The organism is Pseudomonas sp. 18175, assembly GCF_050432925.1.
GTDB lineage: Bacteria > Pseudomonadota > Gammaproteobacteria > Pseudomonadales > Pseudomonadaceae > Aquipseudomonas.
The window spans coordinates 158,990-179,545 of the sequence record NZ_JBKFTO010000003.1 but is presented as its reverse complement, the minus strand read 5'-3'; the positions used below and the strand labels follow the sequence as shown (position 1 = coordinate 179,545).

Below are 20,556 nucleotides of genomic sequence, written 5' to 3'. Positions count from 1 at the left end.
TTTTAGCCTTCGCGCAATACCGTCAGTGGGCTGGAATTGAGTGCGCGGCGAGTACCAAACACCCCGGCCCCCCCAATCAGTACGGCACCGATTACCGGTAGCAGCAACAACCATGGGTGAGGATGCCAGGCCAGGTCAAATGCATAGCGGTACAACGCAAACGTCACCAGCTCTGTTCCCAGCGCTGCCAGCAGACCACTGACGGCACCGAGCAAGCCAAACTCGATCCGCCTGGCCTTGACCAGCAGTTTGCGCTCAGCACCCAGTGCGCGCAGCAGCGCACCTTGGCGGATACGCTCATCCAGCGTGGCCTGTAGCCCTGAAAACAGTACTGCCATCCCCGCAGCCAGTACAAACAACAGCACGTATTCCACCGCCAGCGTCACTTGGGCGAGGATGCTGCGCAGTTGTTCCAGCAATGCCTCGACTTGCAGGATGGTTACGGCCGGGAACGCACGGGACAGGTCTACGATTTGCTGGTCATGCCCTGGCGCCAGATAGAAACTGGTCAAGTAGGTTGCCGGCAAATCCTTCAACGTGCCCGGTTGGAAAATCATGAAGAAATTGGGCTGGAAGTTATCCCAGTTGATCGTCCGCAGGCTGGTGACCCGCGCTTCGCGATTTTCCCCGCCTACCGTGAACACCAGGTGATCGTCGAGTTTGAGCTTGAGGCTTTCTGCGACCTTGGCTTCAACCGAGACGCCAGGGATTTCGTCTGTGGGTTGCTGCGACCACCAGGAGCCCGCCGTCAAGGCATTGCCCGGCGGCAGGTCGGCGGCCCACGTGAGGCTCAGGTCGCGCTGTACGGCGCGGTCGCCGCTGGAGTCCTTGCTGACAATTTCCTGCACAGGCTCGCCATTGATGCTGATCAGGCGGCCCGGCACCACCGGGTATAGCGGCGCAGACTGGGCCTGAAGCGCCAGCAGGCGCGCGCCAAAGGCGTCCTTGTCGGCTGGCAGGATGTTCAGGGCGAAATAGTTCGGCGCATCCTTGGGCAGTTGGTTTTGCCAGGTGTCGAGCAATTCGCCACGCAGCAGCGCGATCAAGCCCATGGACAGCAGAATCAGGCCAAATGCCAGGGATTGGCCCGCCGCTGCCAGCGGGTGGCGCAGCAGTTGGCCCAAACCCAGGCGCCAAGGCAGGGATGCACGGGCCAGCAAGCGTCGCAGACTTTGCAACAGCAGCAGGAGCAGGCCGCCAAGTACTAAAGCTGCCACCACGCCACCGCCCAGTAGCGCGAAGGTAAGCACCAAGTCGAGGCTCAGGCGCCACATGATCAGGCCCAGCGCAAACAGCGCCGCGCCGTAGACCATCCAGGTACTGGACGCAATGGGCAGCAGGTCGCGCCTGAGCACCCGCAGTGGCGGCACACGGCCCAGTGCGGCCAGGGGCGGCAGAGCGAAGCCGGCGAGGGCGACAAGGCCAGTGCCGATCCCCGCGACTGCCGGTAACAGCCCGCCGGGCGGAACGTCCGCCGGTAGCAAGTCATGCAGGAAGTAGAACAGTCCGAACTGCGCGAGCCAGCCGAGCAGGGCGCCCGCCAGGCTTGCCAACAGGCCCAGTACGCTCAGTTGCAGACTGAACAGCAACATGGCTTCACGTCGTGATAACCCAAGGCAACGCAACAGTGCACTGGCGTCAAAGCGGCGAGTGGCGAAGCGGTTGGCCGACAGCGCCACGGCCACGCCTGCCAACAGCACCGCCACCAGGCTGGCCATGTTCAGGTAGCGTTCGGCCTTGCCCAGGGCGCCGCCGATCTGTTGGTTACCGTCCCGTGAATCCTGCAGACGCTGGTTGGCGGCGAGCCCTGGCTTGACCAGGTCGCGATAGGTTTGCAGCACCGTGCTGCCCTGGGGGCCGCGCCACAATTCGCGATAACTGACGCGGCTGCCGGGTTGCACCACGCCGGTGGCGTCCAGGTCTGCCAGGTTGATCATCACCCTGGGCGTAAGGCTATAGAAGTTGCCGGCGCGGTCCGGTTCATAGGTGAGTACGCGGGCCAGGCGCAGGGTCTTCATGCCCACGTCGATGCTGTCGCCGACCTTGAGCTCGAGCGCGGTCAGCAGCCGTGCCTCCACCCAGGCTTCACCCGGTTTCGGCCCGCCGCCTGGTGTCTCGTCACCAAAGGGCGCGGCGGCGCTTTTCAACTCGCCACGCAGGGGATACTGCTCGTTGACCGCCTTGATACTGGAGAGCTGGATGCCGTTATCGGTGGCAATGACGCTGGAGAACTCCACCACGCGAGCATGATCCAGGCCCAGCTCGGTGCCGGATTTGATTTGTTCGGGTCGCGCTGGCGAACTGCCTTCGAGCACCAGGTCGGCACCCAGGAACTCGGTAGCGCGCAACAGCATGGCGCCATTGAGACGCGCCCCGAAGTAACCGATGGCCGTGCTGGCAGCCACGGCCACCAGCAGGGCAAAGAACAGCACGCGCAACTCGCCGGCGCGGGCATCGCGTAGCAATTGGCGCATGGCAAGGCTGAACAGGCGCAACAGCGGCAAACGTGCCATCAAGGCTCCAGGGGCGCGACCATCAGGCCGGCTTCAAGGCGGATCAGGCGTCGGCAACGATGGGCCAGGCGCTCGTCGTGGGTGACCAGCACCAGGGTCGTGCCGCTCTCTTTATTGAGTTCAAACAACAGGTCGCTGATGCGCTCGCCGGTATGGCTGTCGAGGTTGCCGGTGGGCTCATCGGCAAACAGCACATCGGGTTCGGCAGCGAAAGCGCGGGCAATCGCCACGCGTTGCTGCTCGCCACCCGACAGCTGGCGCGGCGAGTGGGTCAGGCGTTGGCCCAGGCCCACGCGCTCCAGCAGGTGCCGGGCACGCTCGCGGGCATCTTTGCGGCCGTCCAGTTCCAGCGGCAGCATGACGTTTTCCAGCGCGTTGAGGCTGTCGAGCAGTTGGAACGATTGGAAGACGAAGCCCACGTGCTCGGCACGGATGCGGGCGCGCTGGTCTTCGTCGAGGATGCTCAGGGCTTGCCCGGCGAGGGTGACTTCGCCGCTGCTGGGCAGGTCGAGGCCGGCCAGCAGGCCCAGGAGGGTGGATTTGCCGGAGCCGGAGCTGCCGACGATAGCCAGGCTATCGCCCTTGTTCAGTTCCAGGCTCAGTTCGTGCAGGATAGTCAGTTCACCTTCCGCGCTGGGAACCACTTTGCTAAGGTTCCGCGCGGTGAGAATGCTTGCGCCCATGGAGAGTCCGATGCGAATGTGGTTTTTGAGTGCTGGCCTGGCCTTGATGTGCATGGCCCAGAACGCAGCGGCGGGTACAGTCCTGATCGTTGGCGATAGTATCAGTGCCGGTTTCGGCCTGGATACCCGCAAAGGGTGGGTCGCACTGCTGGAGCAACGGCTCAAGAGCGAAGGTTTCGACGATAAAGTGGTCAACGCGTCCATCAGCGGTGACACCAGTGCCGGAGGCCTGGCGCGGCTGCCGGCGGCGCTTGCAGAGCATAAGCCAGACGTGGTGGTGATCGAGCTGGGGGGCAATGACGGCTTGCGCGGCCAACCACCTGCTCAATTGCAACAAAATCTTGCCTCGATGATCGACCGCTCCAAGGCCATTGGCGCCAAGGTGCTGTTGCTCGGCATGCAGTTGCCACCCAATTACGGTCCGCGCTACACCAATGCGTTTGCCGCGGTCTATGACACCCTGGCCAAGGAGAAAAAGGTGCCGTTGGTGCCGTTTTTCCTGGAGGGCATCGGTGGGCATCCGGAGCTGATGCAGGCGGATGGCTTGCACCCGGCAGTCGGCGCCCAGGGCAAATTGCTGGAAAATGTCTGGCCGACGCTAAAACCGCTGCTATGACGCTTTTCTACCGGCAGGCTTTCGGCTAAGGTGGCGCCCCCCCGATTTGGAGCCCCTGATGTCGCGTCCTGCCTGGTCCTTGTTTAACTACCAACTGATCGAGCCGGACGAGCAGCTGGATCTGTTCGCCTGCCAGGAAGTGCGGGTGCATTTGGTGGCGCGTCAATTGGAGTTGGGCGGCTCTATCGATCGCACCTTGTGCGGCACTTTACTGCCCGCGCAGCCGCGGTGGTCGCGGGTAGATCGCTCGATTTTCCAGGACCAGCGCTTGTGCCCTCTGTGTCGGGCGATTCTCGAATCCCAGAAGCGTGGCACGCCGCCGATCTGGCCGGAGTTGCGTTTCGAGTTGTAAGGGGCAGCTAGAAGCCCGCATCACGTATACAATCGATTTTTACCTACCCGTCGTTCTGCGAAGGATTTTCCGGATGTTGTCGCGCCTCTCCGTCGTCACCTGCTGCCTGTCTCTCGCTGCACTCTGTGCGGCCGGTACTGCGTCAGCCTTGCAGTTGCCCTTGCCGCCACCGGGTGAAGACATCGTTGGCCAGGTCCAGGTGATCAAGGCCAAGTACGAAGACACCTTTGCCGACTTGGGCACCACCTATGACTTGGGGTATTCGGAAATGGTCGCGGCCAACCCGGGCGTGGATGCCTGGCTGCCGGGTGCGGGCACCGAGATCGTGTTGCCGACGCGCTTCATTCTGCCGCCCGGCCCGCGCGAAGGTATCGTGATCAACCTCGCGGAATACCGGCTCTACTACTACCCCAAGGGCCAGAACGTGGTCTACACCTTCCCGCTGGGGATCGGTCGTGAAGGTTGGGGTTCGCCCATCGCCCACACCAGCATCATCGCCAAGACCCCAAACCCGACCTGGACCCCGCCAGCCTCGATCAAGGCTGAGCACGCCGCCAACGGTGACCCGCTACCCAACGTGGTACCGGCTGGCCCGAACAATCCCCTGGGCCCGTTCAAGTTCACCTTGGGTACGCCGGGTTACCTGATCCACGGTTCCAATATGAAGTTCGGTATTGGCACCCGTACCAGCCACGGCTGCTTCCGTATGTTCAACAACAACGTATTGGAAATGGCCGGCATGGTGCCGGTGGGCACGTCGGTGCGCATCATCAACGATGCCTACAAGTTCGGCAGCAGCGGCGGCAAGGTCTACCTTGAGGCGCACACGCCATTGAATGACGACGGTACGCCGTCGGTGGTCGATAAGCACACGGCGGTGATCAATGCCTTGCTCAAACGCGAAGACCTGGCCAATAACCTGCGGGTGAACTGGGATCAGGTACGCGACGTAGTGGCAGCGGAAGACGGCTTGCCGACGGAAATCGGCGTGCCTGGCGCAGCCTCGGTGGCCGCCAGTGAGCCGATCGATCTGCAATAGGGAGATCACTGTGGCGAGCAAGCTTGCTTGCGCTGGGGTGCGACGCGCCCCTTAAAGCCGGGACTGCTGCGCAGTCAACGGGGGCAAGCTCCCTCGCCACAAAAATCAGTCCGCTACAGGAGCTTGGTGATCAAATCCCAGGCAATAAAAAAGCCGACCCATAAATGGATCGGCTTGATAACAATCCCGAGGGATTATTACTTGCGGCTAGCTTTTTCAAGCATACGCAGAGCACGCTCGTTAGCTTCGTCAGCAGTCTGTTGTGCTTTTTGAGCAGCAGCCAGAGCTTCATCAGCTTTACGGTAAGCTTCGTCTGCACGAGCCTGGGAGCGAGCTGCAGCGTCTTCAGTTGCAGTCAGACGTGCTTCGGTTTCTTTGGAGACGCTGCTGCAACCGGTAGCCAGAACTGCGGCCAGAGCCAGTGCAGAGAATTTCAGAACGTTGTTCATCGTGTTCCCCTTCAAGGACTTTCTATTAAATGGCTAGTTTCTCAGAGTGAGCTAATAGCCGGCGTACATACTACCCATTACTTGTAGTAAGTAAACTGACGTAGCGCAAGAAGCAAAAAAAATTCTCGCGCCGAATCTATTTTGGCTAATCTTCTGAAGGTTTGTATAAAAACCGTTCAATTTTTTTCAATCAAGCGAAAGTCAGACCCTGGCTGAAAGGTCCGGCCCGCATGTGTTGGACGTTGTGAGCGGAACAAAATTTATATATCCATGCTGACACTTACGCTCAGCTTGGGTTTGTCGCCCCGGGCATCTTTCGCACATCTAGAGGTGACTTTAAGAGCGCCTGTTCGTCTCAAGGTTCAACTGCCGGCAATGTTCAGGCTTTCGGTCCCAGGTTGATCGAGGCCCTTTCTATATCCACCAGCGGCAGCGGATGACGAGTGCGCCTTGAGCAATCGCAGGATTGGTGCCTACTATTCCCATGTGCTGGTTGTGAGCGCTAGAGGTTTCTCGTTGTCGAAACCGGCACGGGGTGGCGTAGATGTTCCTTCGCCGGAAAAACATCGGTAAGGTAGGGGTCAGAAACCAAGACCCGCGAGGAGTAGTGATGAGCGAGGCGTTGTCCATCCACCATGACCAGGCTGGTCATCAGTTCGAGACCAATGTGGACGGTCATCGTGCCTATCTGACCTACATGGACCTCGGTAAACAGACCCTGGATATCTATCGGACCTTCGTGCCCAACGCACTGCGGGGACGTGGTATTGCGGCAGCCTTGACCGAGGAAGCCTTGAAGTTTGCCGAGGAGGCGGGCTACACGGTGATCCCGTCCTGCTCTTATGTAGAACGCTACATGGAGCGTCATCAGCGCCATGCTGCGAAGCTGTAAAGCATAAAACCGCAGCATGAAAAACGCCGGGCTCAGCCCGGCGTTTTTGTGTGCGCAATACGGTGTCAGGTGCGTTTGCGTTTAGGCAATACGTCCTTGAGCTTGGCGTGCATGCTGCGCAGGGTGTTTTCGGTGGCAGACCAGTCGATGCAGGCATCGGTGATCGACACGCCGTACTGCAAGTCGGCCAGGTCTTTTGGAATCGCCTGGCAGCCCCAGTTCAAGTGACTTTCGACCATCAGGCCGATAATCGACTGGTTACCTTCCAGGATCTGATTGGCGACGTTTTCCATCACCAGCGGCTGCAGGGCCGGGTCCTTGTTGGAGTTGGCGTGGCTGCAGTCGACCATGATGTTCGGTTTGATCTTGGCCTTGCTCAGCGCCTGTTCGCACAGGGCAACGCTGACCGAATCGTAGTTGGGCTTGCCGTTGCCGCCGCGCAGTACCACGTGACCGTAGGCATTGCCCTTGGTGGTCACGATAGACACGCCACCTTCCTGGTTGATGCCCAGGAAGCGGTGCGGGCTGGAGACCGATTGCAGCGCGTTGATCGCCACGGTCAGACCGCCGTCGGTACCGTTCTTGAAGCCCACAGCCGAGGATAAGCCGGACGCCATTTCACGGTGGGTCTGGGATTCGGTGGTGCGCGCGCCGATGGCCGACCAGCTGATCAGGTCCTGCAGGTACTGCGGGGAGATCGGGTCGAGGGCTTCGGTGGCAGTGGGCAGGCCCATTTCAGCCAGATCCAGCAGCAGTTGACGACCGATGTGCAAGCCGTCCTGGATCTTGAACGAGTCGTCCAGGTACGGGTCGTTGATCAAGCCTTTCCAGCCGACGGTGGTGCGCGGCTTCTCGAAATAGACGCGCATTACCAGGTACAGGGTGTCCGACACTTCCGCCGCCAGCACCTTGAGGCGCTCGGCGTATTCGTGGGCAGCCTTGAGGTCGTGGATCGAGCAAGGCCCGATGACGACAAAGAGGCGGTGGTCGGTGCCGTCGAGAATATCGCGGATAACCTCGCGGCCCTTGGTGACGGTCTGCAGGGCAGCGTCGCTCAGGGGGATCTCGCGCTTGAGCTGATCGGGCGTGATCAGGGTCTCGTTGGATTCGACGTTTAGGTCATTGATCGGTAAATCAGCCATCGTGTTACTCGTCAGGGTCACGGGTGCCGGCCGCCAGCCATCCCCGTGCGGCGGAGCACAGCATGATTTGAATGCAGGGGGGAGGAACCTTAGCGCGTAACACGGGCCCGCGACAATGGGCAAAGCCCGCTTTAATCCAGCGCTGGCGCCACAAAGGCCTCGTGGGAGAACTCGACGGCGTGGCGCGACACCCACTCGCGGGCCAGGGCTTCAAACTGCTCAGGTGTTGGTTCAGCGTCTTCGTGCTGGCGGCAATAGCGCTCTATCCGGCATGCTTGCTCACCCATTCGTGCGCCGAACAGGGCATGTTCATCGGTAAACGAGATACCGATGCGGTAGCCGTTTTCCACCTTGCGACACCAGGCCACATAGCCAGGATAGCGGGCGCTGGGCCCCAGGGAGGGGATGTGCAGATCAACGGCCGTCCCTTGGCGCCAGGCGCGCGGCCACTGGCAGGCGATGCCGCCCAGGCCGATCGTGAGCAGGCGTTGACGGGGAATGGCGGGGGAGGGACGTTGTGTTAATTCGACAGCGACATCATCAGGGTGAGGTAAAAAACGACCCATGTACACGGACTCCGAGCACCGTCCTGTGGACGGCAGTGGCAGCAGTATAGTGAAGGAACTGGAATTGACCGACCTGGATATTGACCAGCAATTGCTGGGATTGCCAGGTATTTCGCTGCTGATATTCACAAGCCAAGGCTGTTCCAGCTGCCGTTGGGCACGCCAGCAAGTGCCGGGCTGGCCCTTGCCGGTTGACCGCGTGTGCTGGGTGGACGCCGGGCGCAACGGCGGTGCGGTCGAACGCTACCAGATCTTTCATTTGCCCGCGTTGTTCGTGGTGTGCGAGGGTCAGTTCCTTGGGCAATTGCAGACGCGCCTTACATCATCTGACCTTGCCGACAGCATCAATCAAGCCCTTACCCGCATCCCAGGGGATCTGCCATGACCGCACCATCGCCACGCATTGGCATCATCGGCACCGGCGCCATCGGTGGTTTCTACGGCTTGATGCTGGCGCGCGCCGGCTTCGATGTGCACTTCCTGTTGCGCAGCGAGTACGCAGCGGTCAGCGAACACGGGTTGCGGGTGAACAGCACGGTGCATGGCCCGCTACATTTGCACCCGGTGCAAGCCTATGCCCACGCCGCGGACATGCCACCCTGCGATTGGTTGTTGGTGGGCACCAAGTCCACCGGCAATGTTGACCTGGCCCCGACCATCGCCCAGGTGGCTGCGCCAGACGCCAAGGTAGTGTTGCTGCAAAACGGCCTGGATGTGGAAGACAGCTTGCGTGAGCACTTGCCAGCGTCGCTGCATCTGCTGGGCGGGCTGTGTTATATCGGCGTGCATCGCTCTGCGCCCGGCGTGGTCGAGCACCAGGCGTTGGGTCGGATCAACCTGGGCTACCACAGCGGCACGGCGGCCAACGACGAAGTGCGCCAGAAGGCGATTGTCGAAGCTGGCGCCGCGTTGTTTCACAAGGCCGGCATCGAGTCCCAGGCCATGGCCAATGTGCATCAGGCCCGCTGGCACAAGCTGGTGTGGAACGTGCCCTACAACGGCCTCTCCGTGGTGTTGGGCACCGGCACCACGGCGATGATGGCAGACGAATCCAGCCGCGAACTGATCCAGGCGCTGATGGCCGAAGTGGTGCAGGGCGCCCATGCCTGCGGCCATGAAATCCCTGCCAGCTACGCCGAGCAGATGTTTGCCATGACCGAAACCATGGCCGGCTACCTGCCCAGCATGTACCACGATTACATTCATAAACGCCCGCTGGAACTGGCGGCGATCTACGCGCGACCGCTGGCCGCTGCGAAGGCTGCCGGTTGCGAACTGCCGCGCATGCAGGCGCTGTACCAGACCTTGAGTTTTATTGATCGACATAACCGCTGAGCCGGAGGGCACACCATGGCAAAGGGATTGGGTGACAAACTGGTGCTGGCGATTTCTTCGCGGGCCTTGTTCGACTTGAGCGACAGCCACAAGGTGTATCTGGCCCAGGGCGTCGAGGCCTATCGCAAGTATCAGATCGAACACGAGGAAGAAATCCTCGAGACCGGCGACGCCTTCCCGCTGGTCAAGAAGCTCTTGAGCCTCAATGCCAGCCTGGGCCGGGCCCGGGTCGAAGTGGTGCTGGTGTCGCGCAACAGCGCCGATACCGGTCTGCGCGTATTTAATTCGATCCAGCATTACGGCCTGGATATCTCCCGCGCTGCTTTCGTCGGCGGGCGTAGTCCTTATCCTTATTTGGCGGCCTTTGGTTGCCATTTGTTTCTCTCGACCCATGCTGAGGATGTGCGCAGCGCCCTGGATGCAGGCTTTGCGGCGGCGACTATTTTGTCGGGCGGCCCACGCCGAGCGTCCAGCGAGGAACTGCGCATCGCCTTCGACGGTGACGCCGTGCTGTTTTCCGATGAGTCCGAGCGTGTGTACCAGGCCGGTGGCCTGGAAGCGTTCCAGGCCAGTGAGCGCGAGTCGGCGCGTCAGCCGTTGCCTGGCGGCCCCTTCAAGGGTTTTTTGGCGGCGCTCAATTTGCTGCAGCGTGAGTTCCCAGACGAGCAATGCCCGATTCGCACTGCGCTGGTCACCGCCCGTTCGGCGCCATCCCATGAACGGGTGATTCGCACCCTGCGCGAGTGGGATATCCGCCTGGACGAATCGTTGTTCTTGGGTGGCCTGGAAAAATCCGCATTCCTGGAGGCCTTTGCCGCCGATGTGTTTTTTGATGACCAGGCCGGGCATTGCGAGAAAGCCAGGGAGGTCGTGGCCACCGGGCATGTGCCCCATGGCATCAGTAATGAGGTAAGGGTTGCGTCACAGAGCTAAGTCAGTCGAAGTCATCGAGGCGCTGCTAAGCTCATTTGATCTCCGCCATCCTGGCAGTTTCAGGGGGTTCTATGATTCGCTCGATGCTGTACGCCACGGACCTGGGTCTGTATGCGCCTTATGTGATGCAACATGCGCTGGCGCTGGCGCGAACGTTCAAGGCGGACCTGTATGTGATTCATGTGGTCGAGCCCATTGGGCTGTTCGCCGAATCGGTGTTACAGAGCTACCTTGATGAGAAGGCCCTGAGTGAGTGGCAGCGCCAAGGGTTGACCACGGTGATGGCAACCATCGAGCAGCGGGTGCTGGACAGTTTTCGTGAGGAGTTGGGGGACGGGGAGCAGGACTTGCAGTTGATTCGCTCGGTACGGGTGATTCAGGGGGACCCGTGCGAGGTGATTCTCGAACAACTGCGCAAACTGTCCGTAGACCTGTTGATCGTAGGCAGTCATAGCCATGCAACTGCAGCGGCGACCCCGCTGGGGCGTACTGCTGCACGGGTGCTGCAGTTGTCTACGGTGCCGGTTTACCTGGTGCCTTCGTTACAACGTCGACGCAGTGATGACGTGTGATGGGTACAAAACGATAAAAAGTTCTAGATTTATCCATCAAACCTTTAATATAGTTATATACCGTCGCTGATACCCGTGGCGTCTATCTGCTTTGAGGGACACATATGAAGCTTCAACAACTGCGCTACATCTGGGAAGTGGCGCACCACGACCTCAACGTTTCCGCTACCGCTCAAAGCCTTTACACCTCGCAACCCGGTATCAGCAAGCAGATCCGCCTGCTCGAAGACGAGCTGGGCGTCGAAGTGTTCGCGCGCAGCGGCAAGCACCTGACCCGTGTCACCCCGGCCGGTGAGCGCATCATCACCACCGCTGGCGAGATCCTGCGCAAAGTCGAAAGCATCAAGCAGATCGCCCAGGAATTCTCCAACGAGAAGAAAGGCACCCTGTCCATTGCCACCACGCACACCCAGGCACGTTATGCGTTGCCGCCGGTAATCCGCGATTTCATCAAGCAGTACCCGGATGTTGCGCTGCACATGCACCAGGGTTCGCCGATGCAAATCGCCGAGATGGCCGCCGATGGCACTGTGGATTTCGCGATTGCCACCGAAGCCCTTGAGCTGTTCGGCGACTTGGTGATGATGCCGTGCTACCGCTGGAACCGTTGCGTCGTTGTGCCTCAGGGCCATCCATTGGCCAAGCTGCCGAAGCTGACACTGGAAGCCCTGGCTGAATACCCGATCGTGACCTACGTATTCGGTTTCACCGGCCGTTCCAAGCTCGACGAAGCCTTCAGCCATCGCGGCCTTACGCCTAAAGTGGTGTTCACCGCGGCCGACGCCGACGTGATCAAGACCTACGTGCGCCTGGGCCTGGGCGTGGGGATCGTCGCCAAGATGGCGGTGGACACCAACCTCGACAAAGACCTGGTGGTGCTCGATGCCAGCGAGCTGTTCGAGTCCAGCGTGACCAAGATCGGTTTCCGTCGTGGCACCTTCCTGCGCGGTTTCATGTGCGACTTTATCGAGAAGTTTGCGCCGCACCTGACTCGCGAAGTCATGGCCAAGGCGATCCAGTGCCACAACAAGCAGGAACTGGAAGAGCTGTTCGAAGGCGTTGAATTGCCCGTTCACTGATACCGCATAATGGAAGGTGCTTGTGTGGCGAGGGAGCTTGCTCCCGCTCGGGTGCGTAGCGCCCGCAGGTTTTTTGGGGCCGCTTCGCAGCCCAGCGCAAGCAAGCTCCCTCGCCACATTCAAAGTGCTTTATTTGGCCTCGGTAACCACAAACAGTTGCCGAGCGCCTGCCACCAGAATTTCCACCTCATCCCCCTCGAACTTGCCCAGCAGGCCTTTGCCCAAGGGTGAGCGCGGGGTGATGACGGTCACCGGTTGCCCCACCACATCCACCTTCAAACCCGCCGCGTCCGGCGCCAGGAACAGCCACTGTTGGCGGCCGTTCTCGTCTTCCAGGCCCAATAGCGCGCCGACTTCTATCCCACGCTGATCATCGTACGCACGCAACGCCATGTTCTGGCACAGCGTCAACGCCTGCTTGATTTCCTCAACCCGCTTGGCCTGGCCGGCAGCCAGGTACGAAGCCTCCAGCCCAAGCGTGTCGTATTTGTTTTCTGCGATATTTTCTTCGTGGGTCGCCGTTTCGTAGGCGGTTTGCGCAGCGCGTTGGGCGATGTCGAGATCGACGGTGAGTTTTTCCAGGATCAGTAGGTGAACAGCGTGTTTATTCATAGTCATCAATCGCACAATTGCAGGACATTGGCTCGAGTCTTTTCGCTGGGCGCGTTCTGGTCCTGTTGCAACCAGAACTGGCATTTGGGGTTGGACAGGTTGCGCGCGTTGTTGCGGGCCTGGTCCAGGGTTTGCTGTTGTTCCTGTTTGTGCAGGTTTTGCTGGTATTGCTCAAACATTGTGTTGGGCGGTTCAGGGGCCACAACGGTTGGTTTGCCCAATTGCTCAACCGCTTGGGCCACAGGCGCCAGGCTTTGCGGGAACAAGTAGCGCGAAGCCAGCCATGTGGTCAGTGCAATGGCGATAAACCCCAGCCAAACGCCCAGGGCGACGGCGATACAGAGCTTGAGCAGCGACAACGGACGATCAGACATGGCGGCATCCTGGCAGGCATTTACGGTGTGGTGGCGATTGTCGCACAGCCACTGTGCAGAATAATCGCGATCAAGCCTTCTGCATCCGCGCATTTATGCGGACAATCGAGCCTTTGAGTGTTGGAGCCCGGAATGAAAGCCCGCTGGGATATTTTTTGCAGCGTCGTCGACAACTACGGCGACATCGGCGTGACCTGGCGCCTGGCCCGGCAATTGGTGGCCGAGCACGGCTGTGAAGTGCGCTTGTGGGTCGATGACCTGCGCGCCTTCGAGCGTATGTGCCCCGAAATTGATGTGCACCTGAGCCAGCAAGGGCAGGAGGGCGTCGAAGTACGGCACTGGCCGGCCGAGTGGGAGAACGCGCCGGCGGCGGATGTGGTGATCGCCGCGTTTGCCTGCCAACTGCCGCCTGAGTATATGGAAGCCATGGCCGAGCGCGAACGCGTGCCCTTGTGGATGAACCTGGACTACCTGAGTGCCGAAGACTGGGTAGTGGGTTGTCATCGGCTGCCGTCGGTGAAATTCAAGGGTGTGCAGAAGTACTTTTTCTTTCCAGGCTTTCGCCCGGGTACCGGTGGCCTGCTGCGCGAGGCGGGGTTGTTGGAACAGCGTCGGGCGTTTCAGCAGGATGGGGCTGCACAGCGACGATTCCTGCAAACCCTTAGTGTGTTTCCTGCCGAGGGCGCACAGCTGATCTCACTGTTTGCCTACGAAAATGCCGGGCTGGCCGGTTGGTTGGACGTGTTATCGACGGACGGGCGTGCCACTCATCTATTGGTGCCGGAGGGGCGCATTCTCGGTGATGTGGGGCGCTGGCTCGGTGTCGAAGGGTTGGTGGCGGGTGATATCCACCAGCGCGATGCCTTGACCGTGCAGGTGTTGCCGTTTGTACGTCAGGAGCAATACGACCGCCTCTTGTGGTGTTGCGACTTCAACGCGGTGCGCGGCGAAGACTCGTTCGTGCGCGCCCAATGGGCCGGCCGGCCGTTGTTGTGGCACATCTATCGCCAGGATGAAGACATCCACCTCGACAAGCTCGATGCCTTTTTGGAGCTGTACACCGCCGCATTGTCGCCTGCGGCCAGCGCTGCATTGGTTACGCTTTGGCAGGCCTGGAACACGGAGGGCGATATGGCTCAAGCGTGGAAAATGCTGCTGGAGCACTGGCCGGAAGTGAACCAACACGCTGAAAACTGGTGTCTGGAACAGGCCTTGCAGGCCGATCTTGCGACGGCGCTGGTACAGTTTTATGAAAGTTGGATATGATACGCCACCTTGAATTTTGTAAATCCCATCCAAATTTCGGATATATGCAATGAAAACTGGTAAAGAACTGAAACCCGGTACAGTGATCCGTCTCGACAACGACCCTTGGCTGGTTCAGAAAGCTGAGTTCACCAAGTCTGGTCGTAACAGCGCAATCATGAAGACCAAGCTGAAGAACCTGCTGACCGGTTACAAGACCGAGATCGTTTACAGCGCCGACGACAAACTGGACGACGTGATCCTCGACCGCAAAGAAGCGACCCTGTCCTTCATCAGCGGCGACACCTACACGTTCATGGACACCACCGACTACACCATGTACGAGCTGAACGCCGAAGATATCGAAGCCGTTCTGCCGTTCGTTGAAGAAGGTATGGAAGACGTCTGCGAAGCTATCTTCTTCGAAGACCGTCTGGTTTCCGTAGAGCTGCCGACCACCATCGTGCGTCAGGTTGACTACACCGAAGGTTCCGCTCGCGGTGATACCTCCGGCAAAGTGATGAAGCCTGCCAAACTGAAAAACGGTACCGAACTGGCCGTTGCAGATTTCATTGAAATCGGCGACCTGATCGAGATCGACACCCGCGAAGGCGGTTCGTACAAAGGCCGCGCCAAGAGGTAATTCTGGCCCCGCCGATACGAAAAAAACCCGACCTTGAGTCGGGTTTTTTTATGGGCGTCTATCTGATCAGACGGTCACGTGCAGGCGCACATCCACATTGCCACGGGTGGCGTTGGAGTACGGGCACACTTGGTGAGCGGCGTCGACCAAGCTCTGTGCGTCGTCCTGATCCAGGCCCGGCAGGCTGATGTGCAGGTCGATATCCAGCCCGAAACCGCCGGGGATTTGACCGATGCCAACGTGGGCAGTGATCGATGCGTCATCCGGGATCTTGCGTTTGGTCTGGCTGGCGACGAATTTCAGCGCGCCGATAAAGCAGGCCGAGTAGCCGGCAGCAAACAGTTGTTCAGGGTTTGTAGCCTGGCCACCAGCACCGCCCAGTTCTTTAGGGGTGGAGAGTTTGACGTCGAGGATGTTGTCGCTGGAAACGGCACGACCATCACGGCCGCCGGTTGCGGTAGCTACTGCGGTGTAGAGAGTTTGCATGGTGGGGTCCTCTTGGGTGTTTTGCGCTAAATGTTTGCGCGCTAAGTAGTTGGTGAGGTGAATGTATAGCGCTAATGTTTAGTGCGCAAGATAAATTTATAAATATTTTCCTGTGCTGTGCAGAACCTAATGTGGGAGCGGGCTTGCTCGCGAAAGCGGTATATCAGTTCCCGATATTTCGACTGATCCACCGCATTCGCGAGCAAGCCCGCTCCCACATTTAGCTATTTGTCGGCTGGGCTACAGCGTCAGACGCTGGCCTGCAGATTGCCCCGCAAGGCAATCAAATCAGCCTGCAGCTTTCGCAGTTGATCCAGCTCCAGCCCGCTGGCACCCAAAATACACTGCGGAATCCCCATGGCCTTGTCTTGCAGTGCGCGCCCAGCGTCAGTCAATTCCACCACCACCACCCGTTCATCCTCCCGGCTGCGAGTCCGGCTCAGCAGACCTTCGGCCTCCAGACGCTTTAGCAGTGGCGTGAGCGAGCCCGGATCAGTCAACAGCCGGCTGCTGATTTCGCCGACGGTCAAACCATCCTCTTCCCACAACACCATCATGGCCAAGTACTGCGGGTAGGTCAGGCCAAGGGCTTGCAGCAGCGGCTTATAAACCTTGGTCATCAGCAGTGACGTGGAGTGCAGGGCGAAACATAGCTGGTTGTCCAGCATCAGGGATTCGCAGGGGGCGGGGTTCTTGCTCATGGTGGTACCTCGGGAAAGCGTGTCTGGGCTGGAATCTAGCGGGCAAATGTTTAATGCGCCAGATAATTCTGTCCGCGTGGTCAGATCAAGCCGCTTTGCAATGCCAGATCCCAGGGCGGCACCGGGCTGAAACGGGTTTTCAGGTATTCCAGCAATAACCGGCTGCGGGCGTTGGGTTGTTGTTCCAGGCGTAGGGCATAGATGCCGGTGGTTTCCGGGCTGGGTAGGCCATCTTCGCAAAACAGCGGGAGTAACTCGCCGCGCACCAAATATTCGCTGGCCAGCCAGGTGGGTAAGTGCGCGATACCCAGCCCGGCTAAAGCACCGGACAGCAAGGCTTCGGCGTTGTTGGCACTCATGCGGATGCGTTGCGGGCGATAAGTGGCACGGCGTCCGTCCAGCTCAAAGCGCCAGGCGAACATCGGCGCCAGGCCATCCCAGTCCAGGCCGTCGTGCTCGCTGAGTTCACGAGGGTGGGTGGGGGTGCCACGGCTTTTCAGGTAGGCCGGGCTGGCGCAAGCGATACGCACGATGCTGGCCAAGGGCGTGGCGATCAAGCGCGTATCGACGATATGCCCGGCCCGCAACACCAGGTCGACTTTACCCAGGTGCGCGCCCTGCATATCGACAAAGCTGTCGATCAAGTGCAAGTGCACATCCAGCCCCGGGTATAGGCTGAGGAAATCCGCAATCACCGGCGCCAGGTGCCGGCGGCCGAAGGCTGCGGGCGCATCCACGCGGATCAGGCCTTCCGGCGCATGGCTCAGCGACACCGCCTCGGCCCGCGCCAATTGCAACTCGTTGACGATACGTCGCGCCCGTTCGGCAAATGCCAGGCCTGCGGGGGTCGGCACCACCGCGTGGGTACTGCGCTGGAACAGGCGGCTGCCCACCGAGCTTTCCAGGCTGTCGATACGCCGTGCTACCGCCGAAGGTGTCAGCGGGTGGCGACGTGCGGCGGCGGAAAAACTGCCGGTTTCCAGTACATCCAGGAACAAGCTGAGTTGATCGGTCAAGGTATTGGGGTTCATCGAATACACGCTTATGCGAGATTGGCACAGCCATTGTGCGTTGCTGTGCGTTTCCATGCCATAGGCGACTGCGTAGCATGCAGGCCTTGGGATCGTGGAGTAGAGACAAGTGTTGGATTTAGCGCTGTACCTGGTATTGGGCGTGGCCTTGGGCACCGTCGGTGGCCTGTTCGGGATTGGCGGCGGGCTGATCGCGATCCCGGTGCTGGGGGTGTTTTTTGGTTTGGATCAACAGATCGCCCAAGGCACCGCATTGGTGATGGTGGTGCCCAATGTGATGTTGGCGCTGTGGCGTTATCACCAGCGTAACCCTATTTACCTGCGTCACGCGTTGCCGCTGGCGGTCATGGGGTTCAGCTTTGCGTGGTTGGGGTCGATCTGGGCAGTGGGCCTGGATGCGGGCCTGATGCGCATCGGTTTTATCGCCTTTCTTGTCGCGCTGTCGGCTTATAACCTGCTGCGCATGTTCACCCGCAATGCGCCGCCCAGCGCTGAGATGCGCTATTCCTGGCCCTGGCTTGGCGTGCTTGGGGCGGCGTCCGGGTCCATGGGCGGTTTGTTCGGCGTGGGCGGCGCGGTGATCGCCACGCCAGTGCTGACCAGCCTGTTCGGCACCACCCAGGTGGTCGCCCAAGGCTTGTCGCTCGCGCTGGCGCTGCCGAGCACTGGTGTAACCCTGGTCACTTACGCCTGGCACCACGAGGTGGACTGGCTGATCGGTGCGCCCCTCGCCGTGGGTGGCCTACTGAGCATCAGTTGGGGCGTGAAAGTCGCCCATGCTTTGCCGGAGCGGACCTTGCGCGGCCTGTTTTGCGCGTTCCTGATGGTGTGTGCGGTGATGCTGACGTTTAAAGTTTGAAGCCTTCGACGATGTAGTCCGCCAGGCACTCGGTGATCGGCGAAGCAATCCCGAGGTTGCGCAGCAAGCGCAGATTCATTGACGGCAGTGGTGGGAAGTCCTCATCGCGACCGAGTACCCGCAGGTCGGGAGTCACCAGGCTTTCCATGCTGATCATCACCGCAAGGCCCGCACTCACTACCGCCTGGATCGCCGCCCCGTTGGAGCTGTGATAGGCCAGGCGATAATCCCGCCCAGCCATCTCCAGTGCGGTACGTGCCCACTGTGTGTAGAGGCAGTCGGCGCCGGAAATCGCCAGGGGCAGAGCATCGTGTTCGTCCACGCAGAAGCTCGGTGCCGCGGCCCACACCATGCGTTCGGTGCGCAACAATTCGCCGATATCATTGCCGGGCTCGCGGCTGATTACGGTCAGCGCCAGGTCGCGTCGCTGCATCAGCACGGTGGAGGCCTCGCAGTGCATTTCGATCTGGATCAGCGGATACGCCTTGGAAAACTGCTTGAGAATCCCCGGTAAGAAACGCATCACGTAGTCATCCGGCGTGCCGATGCGCACCAGCCCCACCATATGCGGCTCGCGCAGGGTGTTGAAGACTTCGCTGTGCAGTTTCAGGATGCGCCGCGCATACCCCAGCAGCACCTGGCCTTCGGGTGTCAGCCGCACCTGGCGGCCATCGCGTTCGAACAGCTTGCGCTGCAACACGTCCTCCTCCAGGCGCTTCATCTGCATGCTCACCGCCGATTGGGTGCGGTTGACCTGCTCGCCGGCGCGGGTAAAACCGCCCTGGTCGGCGATGGCGACGAAGGTGCGCAGCACTTCAGTGTCGATGCTTGGGAAGCTGGTCAATTGATCAATCTCAGAGATGTATTGCATAAGAAACATTCGTTGGATTGATCTTAAGCCCGCGCTCAAACTTGCGCCATCCCCATGGGAGGGCGAGAAGATGAAAGGTCAAAGAGGTTTTGTATTGATGGCGAAGCGGCCGTTCACTGGGCTGTTGAACGCACTTTGCCGCTGGCACGAGCGCCAACTGCTGGCGAACTTGAGCGACGATGCGCTCAAGGATATCGGGCTCAATCGGGTCGATGTGGAACAGGAACGTCGCCTGCCTGTGTGGCAAGACCCCCTGCGAAAGTGACCCGGATGCAGTAGGGTGGTCGGCGCCCCCCCCCAGGAAGAATTCCATGCTCGCCGACCTGTCTTTTTCACTTAAACAAGCTCGACGCATGGCGCTGGCGGCCCAGGGATTTTCTGGGCGCCAGGCGCCAGCACAGATCAAGGCTGCGCACCTCAACCGCTTGATCGAACGCCTCGGTGTGTTGCAGATCGACTCGGTCAACGCGGTGGTGCGTTCTCACTACCTGCCGTTGTTTTCCCGCCTGGGCAATTACGCTCCCTTGATGCTTGAACAGGCGGCCTGGAGCCAGGGCCGACGGCGTTCGCTGTTCGAATATTGGGGGCATGAAGCCTCGCTGCTACCGATGGCGCTTTACCCGCTGATGCGCTGGCGCATGGAGCGGGCCAAGTTGGGGCAGGGGATTTATTCGCAGATGGCGCGTTTTGGGCGTGAGCAGCAGACCGTCATTCAGCGCGTGTTGAAGGCGGTCGAACAGCAAGGCGCGCTGGGAGCGGGCAGTTTGTCGACCCGCGAAGAACGCGCCGGCCCCTGGTGGGACTGGAGTGATGAAAAACATGCGCTGGAATGGCTGTTCGCGGCAGGCCTGGTGACGGTTGCCGGTCGGCGTGGGTTTGAGCGTTTGTATGATTTGCCGGAACGGGTGATCCCCGGCGACTTACTGCAAGCCTCTATCGGTGAAGCCGAAGCCCAGCGCGGGCTGTTGCTGCACAGCGCCACTGCATTGGGCGTGGCCACCGAAAAAGACCTACGCGATTACTTTCGCCTGGACCCGGCCGACAGCCGCAATCGCCTGGCTGAACTGGTGGAAGACGGCCAACTGCTGGCCTGTCGGGTGCAAGGTTGGAAGCAATCGGCGTACTGCCTGCCCGAGCCGAAAGTGCCGCGGAAAGTGTCGGCCAGTGCATTGTTGTCGCCGTTCGATTCGTTGGTCTGGGAGCGCAGCCGCACTGAGCGTCTGTTCGATTTTCGTTACCGCCTGGAAATCTATACACCGCAACACAAGCGGGTGTACGGCTACTACGTGCTGCCGTTTTTGCACAACGAGCGGATTGCTGCTCGCGTGGACCTGCGGGCCGAGCGGGCCAATGGCTGTCTGGCGGTGCATGCGGTGCATGAAGAAGAGCGGGGGCTGGATGAGGAGGGGATGTTGGCGCTGGCGTTGAATTTGCGGCAGATGGCCGATTGGCTGGGGTTGGAGCGGGTGCAGCTCAATTGCCAGAGGGTGAGTGCAGATCGGTTGAGAGGGGCAATGCTTAATTTTGATGTCGGTCTCTAGGGCCTCTTCGCGAGCAAGCCCG

The 20,556-nt window shown here is 60.2% G+C and carries 25 protein-coding genes; 14 read left to right on the top strand and 11 right to left on the bottom strand.

Annotated elements, in window-relative coordinates; translation table 11 throughout:
• Positions 1-2: 2 nt before the first annotated feature.
• Together ACLD1Y_RS05850 and ACLD1Y_RS05845 are read right to left on the bottom strand one after the other, a co-directional pair.
• A complete protein-coding gene (locus tag ACLD1Y_RS05850; protein ID WP_429476265.1) occupies positions 3-2,513 on the bottom strand; it encodes an ABC transporter permease in 2,511 nt (836 codons plus the stop codon).
• Entirely contained in the window at positions 2,513-3,196 is a 684-nt protein-coding gene (locus tag ACLD1Y_RS05845; RefSeq protein ID WP_429476263.1) for an ABC transporter ATP-binding protein, read from the bottom strand. The genes ACLD1Y_RS05850 and ACLD1Y_RS05845 overlap by 1 nt, the downstream gene beginning before the upstream one ends.
• Before the next feature lie 10 nt (positions 3,197-3,206).
• On the opposite strand from ACLD1Y_RS05845, the gene ACLD1Y_RS05840 reads away from it, so the two are divergent.
• From ACLD1Y_RS05840 to ACLD1Y_RS05830, 3 genes are all read left to right on the top strand, one after another.
• Positions 3,207-3,812, top strand: a complete 606-nt coding sequence (locus tag ACLD1Y_RS05840) for an arylesterase (RefSeq protein WP_429476261.1) — start codon at positions 3,207-3,209, stop codon at positions 3,810-3,812.
• 58 nt (positions 3,813-3,870) lie between these two features.
• A complete protein-coding gene (locus ACLD1Y_RS05835) occupies positions 3,871-4,164 on the top strand; it encodes a hypothetical protein (RefSeq protein WP_010211879.1) in 294 nt (97 codons plus the stop codon).
• A gap of 73 nt (positions 4,165-4,237) precedes the next feature.
• A complete protein-coding gene (locus ACLD1Y_RS05830; RefSeq protein ID WP_429476259.1) occupies positions 4,238-5,203 on the top strand; it encodes a L,D-transpeptidase family protein in 966 nt (321 codons plus the stop codon).
• A gap of 197 nt (positions 5,204-5,400) precedes the next feature.
• Here the strand turns inward: ACLD1Y_RS05830 and oprI are convergent, their stop codons facing one another.
• Entirely contained in the window at positions 5,401-5,652 is a 252-nt protein-coding gene (oprI, locus tag ACLD1Y_RS05825; RefSeq protein WP_003172710.1) for an outer membrane lipoprotei OprI, read from the bottom strand.
• Between the two features lie 610 nt (positions 5,653-6,262).
• Here oprI and ACLD1Y_RS05820 point away from each other — a divergent pair.
• Positions 6,263-6,544: a GNAT family N-acetyltransferase gene (locus ACLD1Y_RS05820; protein ID WP_003189869.1), complete on the top strand. Its 282-nt coding sequence runs from the start codon at positions 6,263-6,265 to the stop codon at positions 6,542-6,544.
• Between the two features lie 65 nt (positions 6,545-6,609).
• On the opposite strand, the gene ACLD1Y_RS05815 is transcribed toward ACLD1Y_RS05820, so the two are convergent.
• Both ACLD1Y_RS05815 and ACLD1Y_RS05810 read right to left on the bottom strand, forming a co-directional pair.
• The gene (locus ACLD1Y_RS05815; RefSeq protein ID WP_429476256.1) at positions 6,610-7,686 is read right to left on the bottom strand and encodes a 3-deoxy-7-phosphoheptulonate synthase; all 1,077 of its coding nucleotides are present in this window, start codon (positions 7,684-7,686) and stop codon (positions 6,610-6,612) included.
• Positions 7,687-7,817: 131 nt separating this feature from the next.
• On the bottom strand, positions 7,818-8,252 hold the full coding sequence (locus ACLD1Y_RS05810) for a PilZ domain-containing protein (protein ID WP_429476254.1): 435 nt from the start codon (positions 8,250-8,252) through the stop codon (positions 7,818-7,820).
• Between ACLD1Y_RS05810 and ACLD1Y_RS05805 the strand changes: the two genes are divergently transcribed.
• From ACLD1Y_RS05805 to cysB, 5 genes are all read left to right on the top strand, one after another.
• Positions 8,251-8,637 (top strand): thioredoxin, encoded by a 387-nt coding sequence (locus ACLD1Y_RS05805; protein WP_429476252.1) that lies wholly within the window; start codon positions 8,251-8,253, stop codon positions 8,635-8,637. The two genes, ACLD1Y_RS05810 and ACLD1Y_RS05805, sit on opposite strands and share 2 nt — an antisense overlap.
• Positions 8,634-9,587 carry a putative 2-dehydropantoate 2-reductase gene (locus ACLD1Y_RS05800; protein WP_429476250.1) on the top strand — a complete coding sequence of 318 codons (954 nt, stop codon included), beginning with the start codon at positions 8,634-8,636 and terminating at the stop codon, positions 9,585-9,587. The genes ACLD1Y_RS05805 and ACLD1Y_RS05800 overlap by 4 nt, the downstream gene beginning before the upstream one ends.
• A gap of 15 nt (positions 9,588-9,602) precedes the next feature.
• A complete protein-coding gene (locus ACLD1Y_RS05795; RefSeq protein WP_429476248.1) occupies positions 9,603-10,520 on the top strand; it encodes a 5'-nucleotidase in 918 nt (305 codons plus the stop codon).
• Positions 10,521-10,591: 71 nt separating this feature from the next.
• Complete coding sequence (locus ACLD1Y_RS05790; protein ID WP_429476246.1) at positions 10,592-11,092, top strand: universal stress protein; 501 nt, start codon at positions 10,592-10,594, stop codon at positions 11,090-11,092.
• A gap of 104 nt (positions 11,093-11,196) precedes the next feature.
• A complete protein-coding gene (gene cysB / locus ACLD1Y_RS05785) occupies positions 11,197-12,171 on the top strand; it encodes an HTH-type transcriptional regulator CysB (RefSeq protein WP_017734418.1) in 975 nt (324 codons plus the stop codon).
• Positions 12,172-12,300: 129 nt separating this feature from the next.
• Here the strand turns inward: cysB and ACLD1Y_RS05780 are convergent, their stop codons facing one another.
• Both ACLD1Y_RS05780 and ACLD1Y_RS05775 read right to left on the bottom strand, forming a co-directional pair.
• A complete protein-coding gene (locus ACLD1Y_RS05780; protein WP_429476570.1) occupies positions 12,301-12,783 on the bottom strand; it encodes a GreA/GreB family elongation factor in 483 nt (160 codons plus the stop codon).
• Positions 12,784-12,788: 5 nt separating this feature from the next.
• Positions 12,789-13,157 (bottom strand): hypothetical protein, encoded by a 369-nt coding sequence (locus ACLD1Y_RS05775; protein WP_429476244.1) that lies wholly within the window; start codon positions 13,155-13,157, stop codon positions 12,789-12,791.
• Between the two features lie 132 nt (positions 13,158-13,289).
• On the opposite strand from ACLD1Y_RS05775, the gene earP reads away from it, so the two are divergent.
• Positions 13,290-14,423, top strand: coding sequence for an elongation factor P maturation arginine rhamnosyltransferase EarP (earP, locus tag ACLD1Y_RS05770; RefSeq protein WP_429476242.1), 1,134 nt, complete (start codon positions 13,290-13,292; stop codon positions 14,421-14,423).
• Between the two features lie 49 nt (positions 14,424-14,472).
• Positions 14,473-15,045 carry an elongation factor P gene (locus ACLD1Y_RS05765; protein WP_429476241.1) on the top strand — a complete coding sequence of 191 codons (573 nt, stop codon included), beginning with the start codon at positions 14,473-14,475 and terminating at the stop codon, positions 15,043-15,045.
• A gap of 66 nt (positions 15,046-15,111) precedes the next feature.
• Here the strand turns inward: ACLD1Y_RS05765 and ACLD1Y_RS05760 are convergent, their stop codons facing one another.
• The 3 genes from ACLD1Y_RS05760 to ACLD1Y_RS05750 form a co-directional block, all read right to left on the bottom strand.
• Positions 15,112-15,531, bottom strand: coding sequence for an organic hydroperoxide resistance protein (locus ACLD1Y_RS05760; protein WP_017734413.1), 420 nt, complete (start codon positions 15,529-15,531; stop codon positions 15,112-15,114).
• A gap of 248 nt (positions 15,532-15,779) precedes the next feature.
• The gene (locus ACLD1Y_RS05755) at positions 15,780-16,232 is read right to left on the bottom strand and encodes a MarR family winged helix-turn-helix transcriptional regulator (protein WP_429476239.1); all 453 of its coding nucleotides are present in this window, start codon (positions 16,230-16,232) and stop codon (positions 15,780-15,782) included.
• An 80-nt stretch (positions 16,233-16,312) separates the two neighbouring features.
• Positions 16,313-17,263, bottom strand: a complete 951-nt coding sequence (locus ACLD1Y_RS05750; RefSeq protein WP_429476237.1) for a LysR family transcriptional regulator — start codon at positions 17,261-17,263, stop codon at positions 16,313-16,315.
• Between the two features lie 109 nt (positions 17,264-17,372).
• Here ACLD1Y_RS05750 and ACLD1Y_RS05745 point away from each other — a divergent pair, with 109 nt between their 5' ends.
• Positions 17,373-18,122 carry a sulfite exporter TauE/SafE family protein gene (locus ACLD1Y_RS05745; RefSeq protein ID WP_429476236.1) on the top strand — a complete coding sequence of 250 codons (750 nt, stop codon included), beginning with the start codon at positions 17,373-17,375 and terminating at the stop codon, positions 18,120-18,122.
• Here ACLD1Y_RS05745 and ACLD1Y_RS05740 read toward each other — a convergent pair.
• A complete protein-coding gene (locus ACLD1Y_RS05740; RefSeq protein WP_429476234.1) occupies positions 18,112-18,993 on the bottom strand; it encodes a LysR family transcriptional regulator in 882 nt (293 codons plus the stop codon). The genes ACLD1Y_RS05745 and ACLD1Y_RS05740 overlap by 11 nt on opposite strands.
• Before the next feature lie 70 nt (positions 18,994-19,063).
• Here ACLD1Y_RS05740 and ACLD1Y_RS05735 point away from each other — a divergent pair, with 70 nt between their 5' ends.
• Together ACLD1Y_RS05735 and ACLD1Y_RS05730 are read left to right on the top strand one after the other, a co-directional pair.
• Positions 19,064-19,258 (top strand): DUF1127 domain-containing protein, encoded by a 195-nt coding sequence (locus tag ACLD1Y_RS05735; RefSeq protein WP_429476232.1) that lies wholly within the window; start codon positions 19,064-19,066, stop codon positions 19,256-19,258.
• A 46-nt stretch (positions 19,259-19,304) separates the two neighbouring features.
• Entirely contained in the window at positions 19,305-20,534 is a 1,230-nt protein-coding gene (locus ACLD1Y_RS05730) for a winged helix-turn-helix domain-containing protein (RefSeq protein ID WP_429476231.1), read from the top strand.
• Positions 20,535-20,556 lie beyond the last annotated feature (22 nt).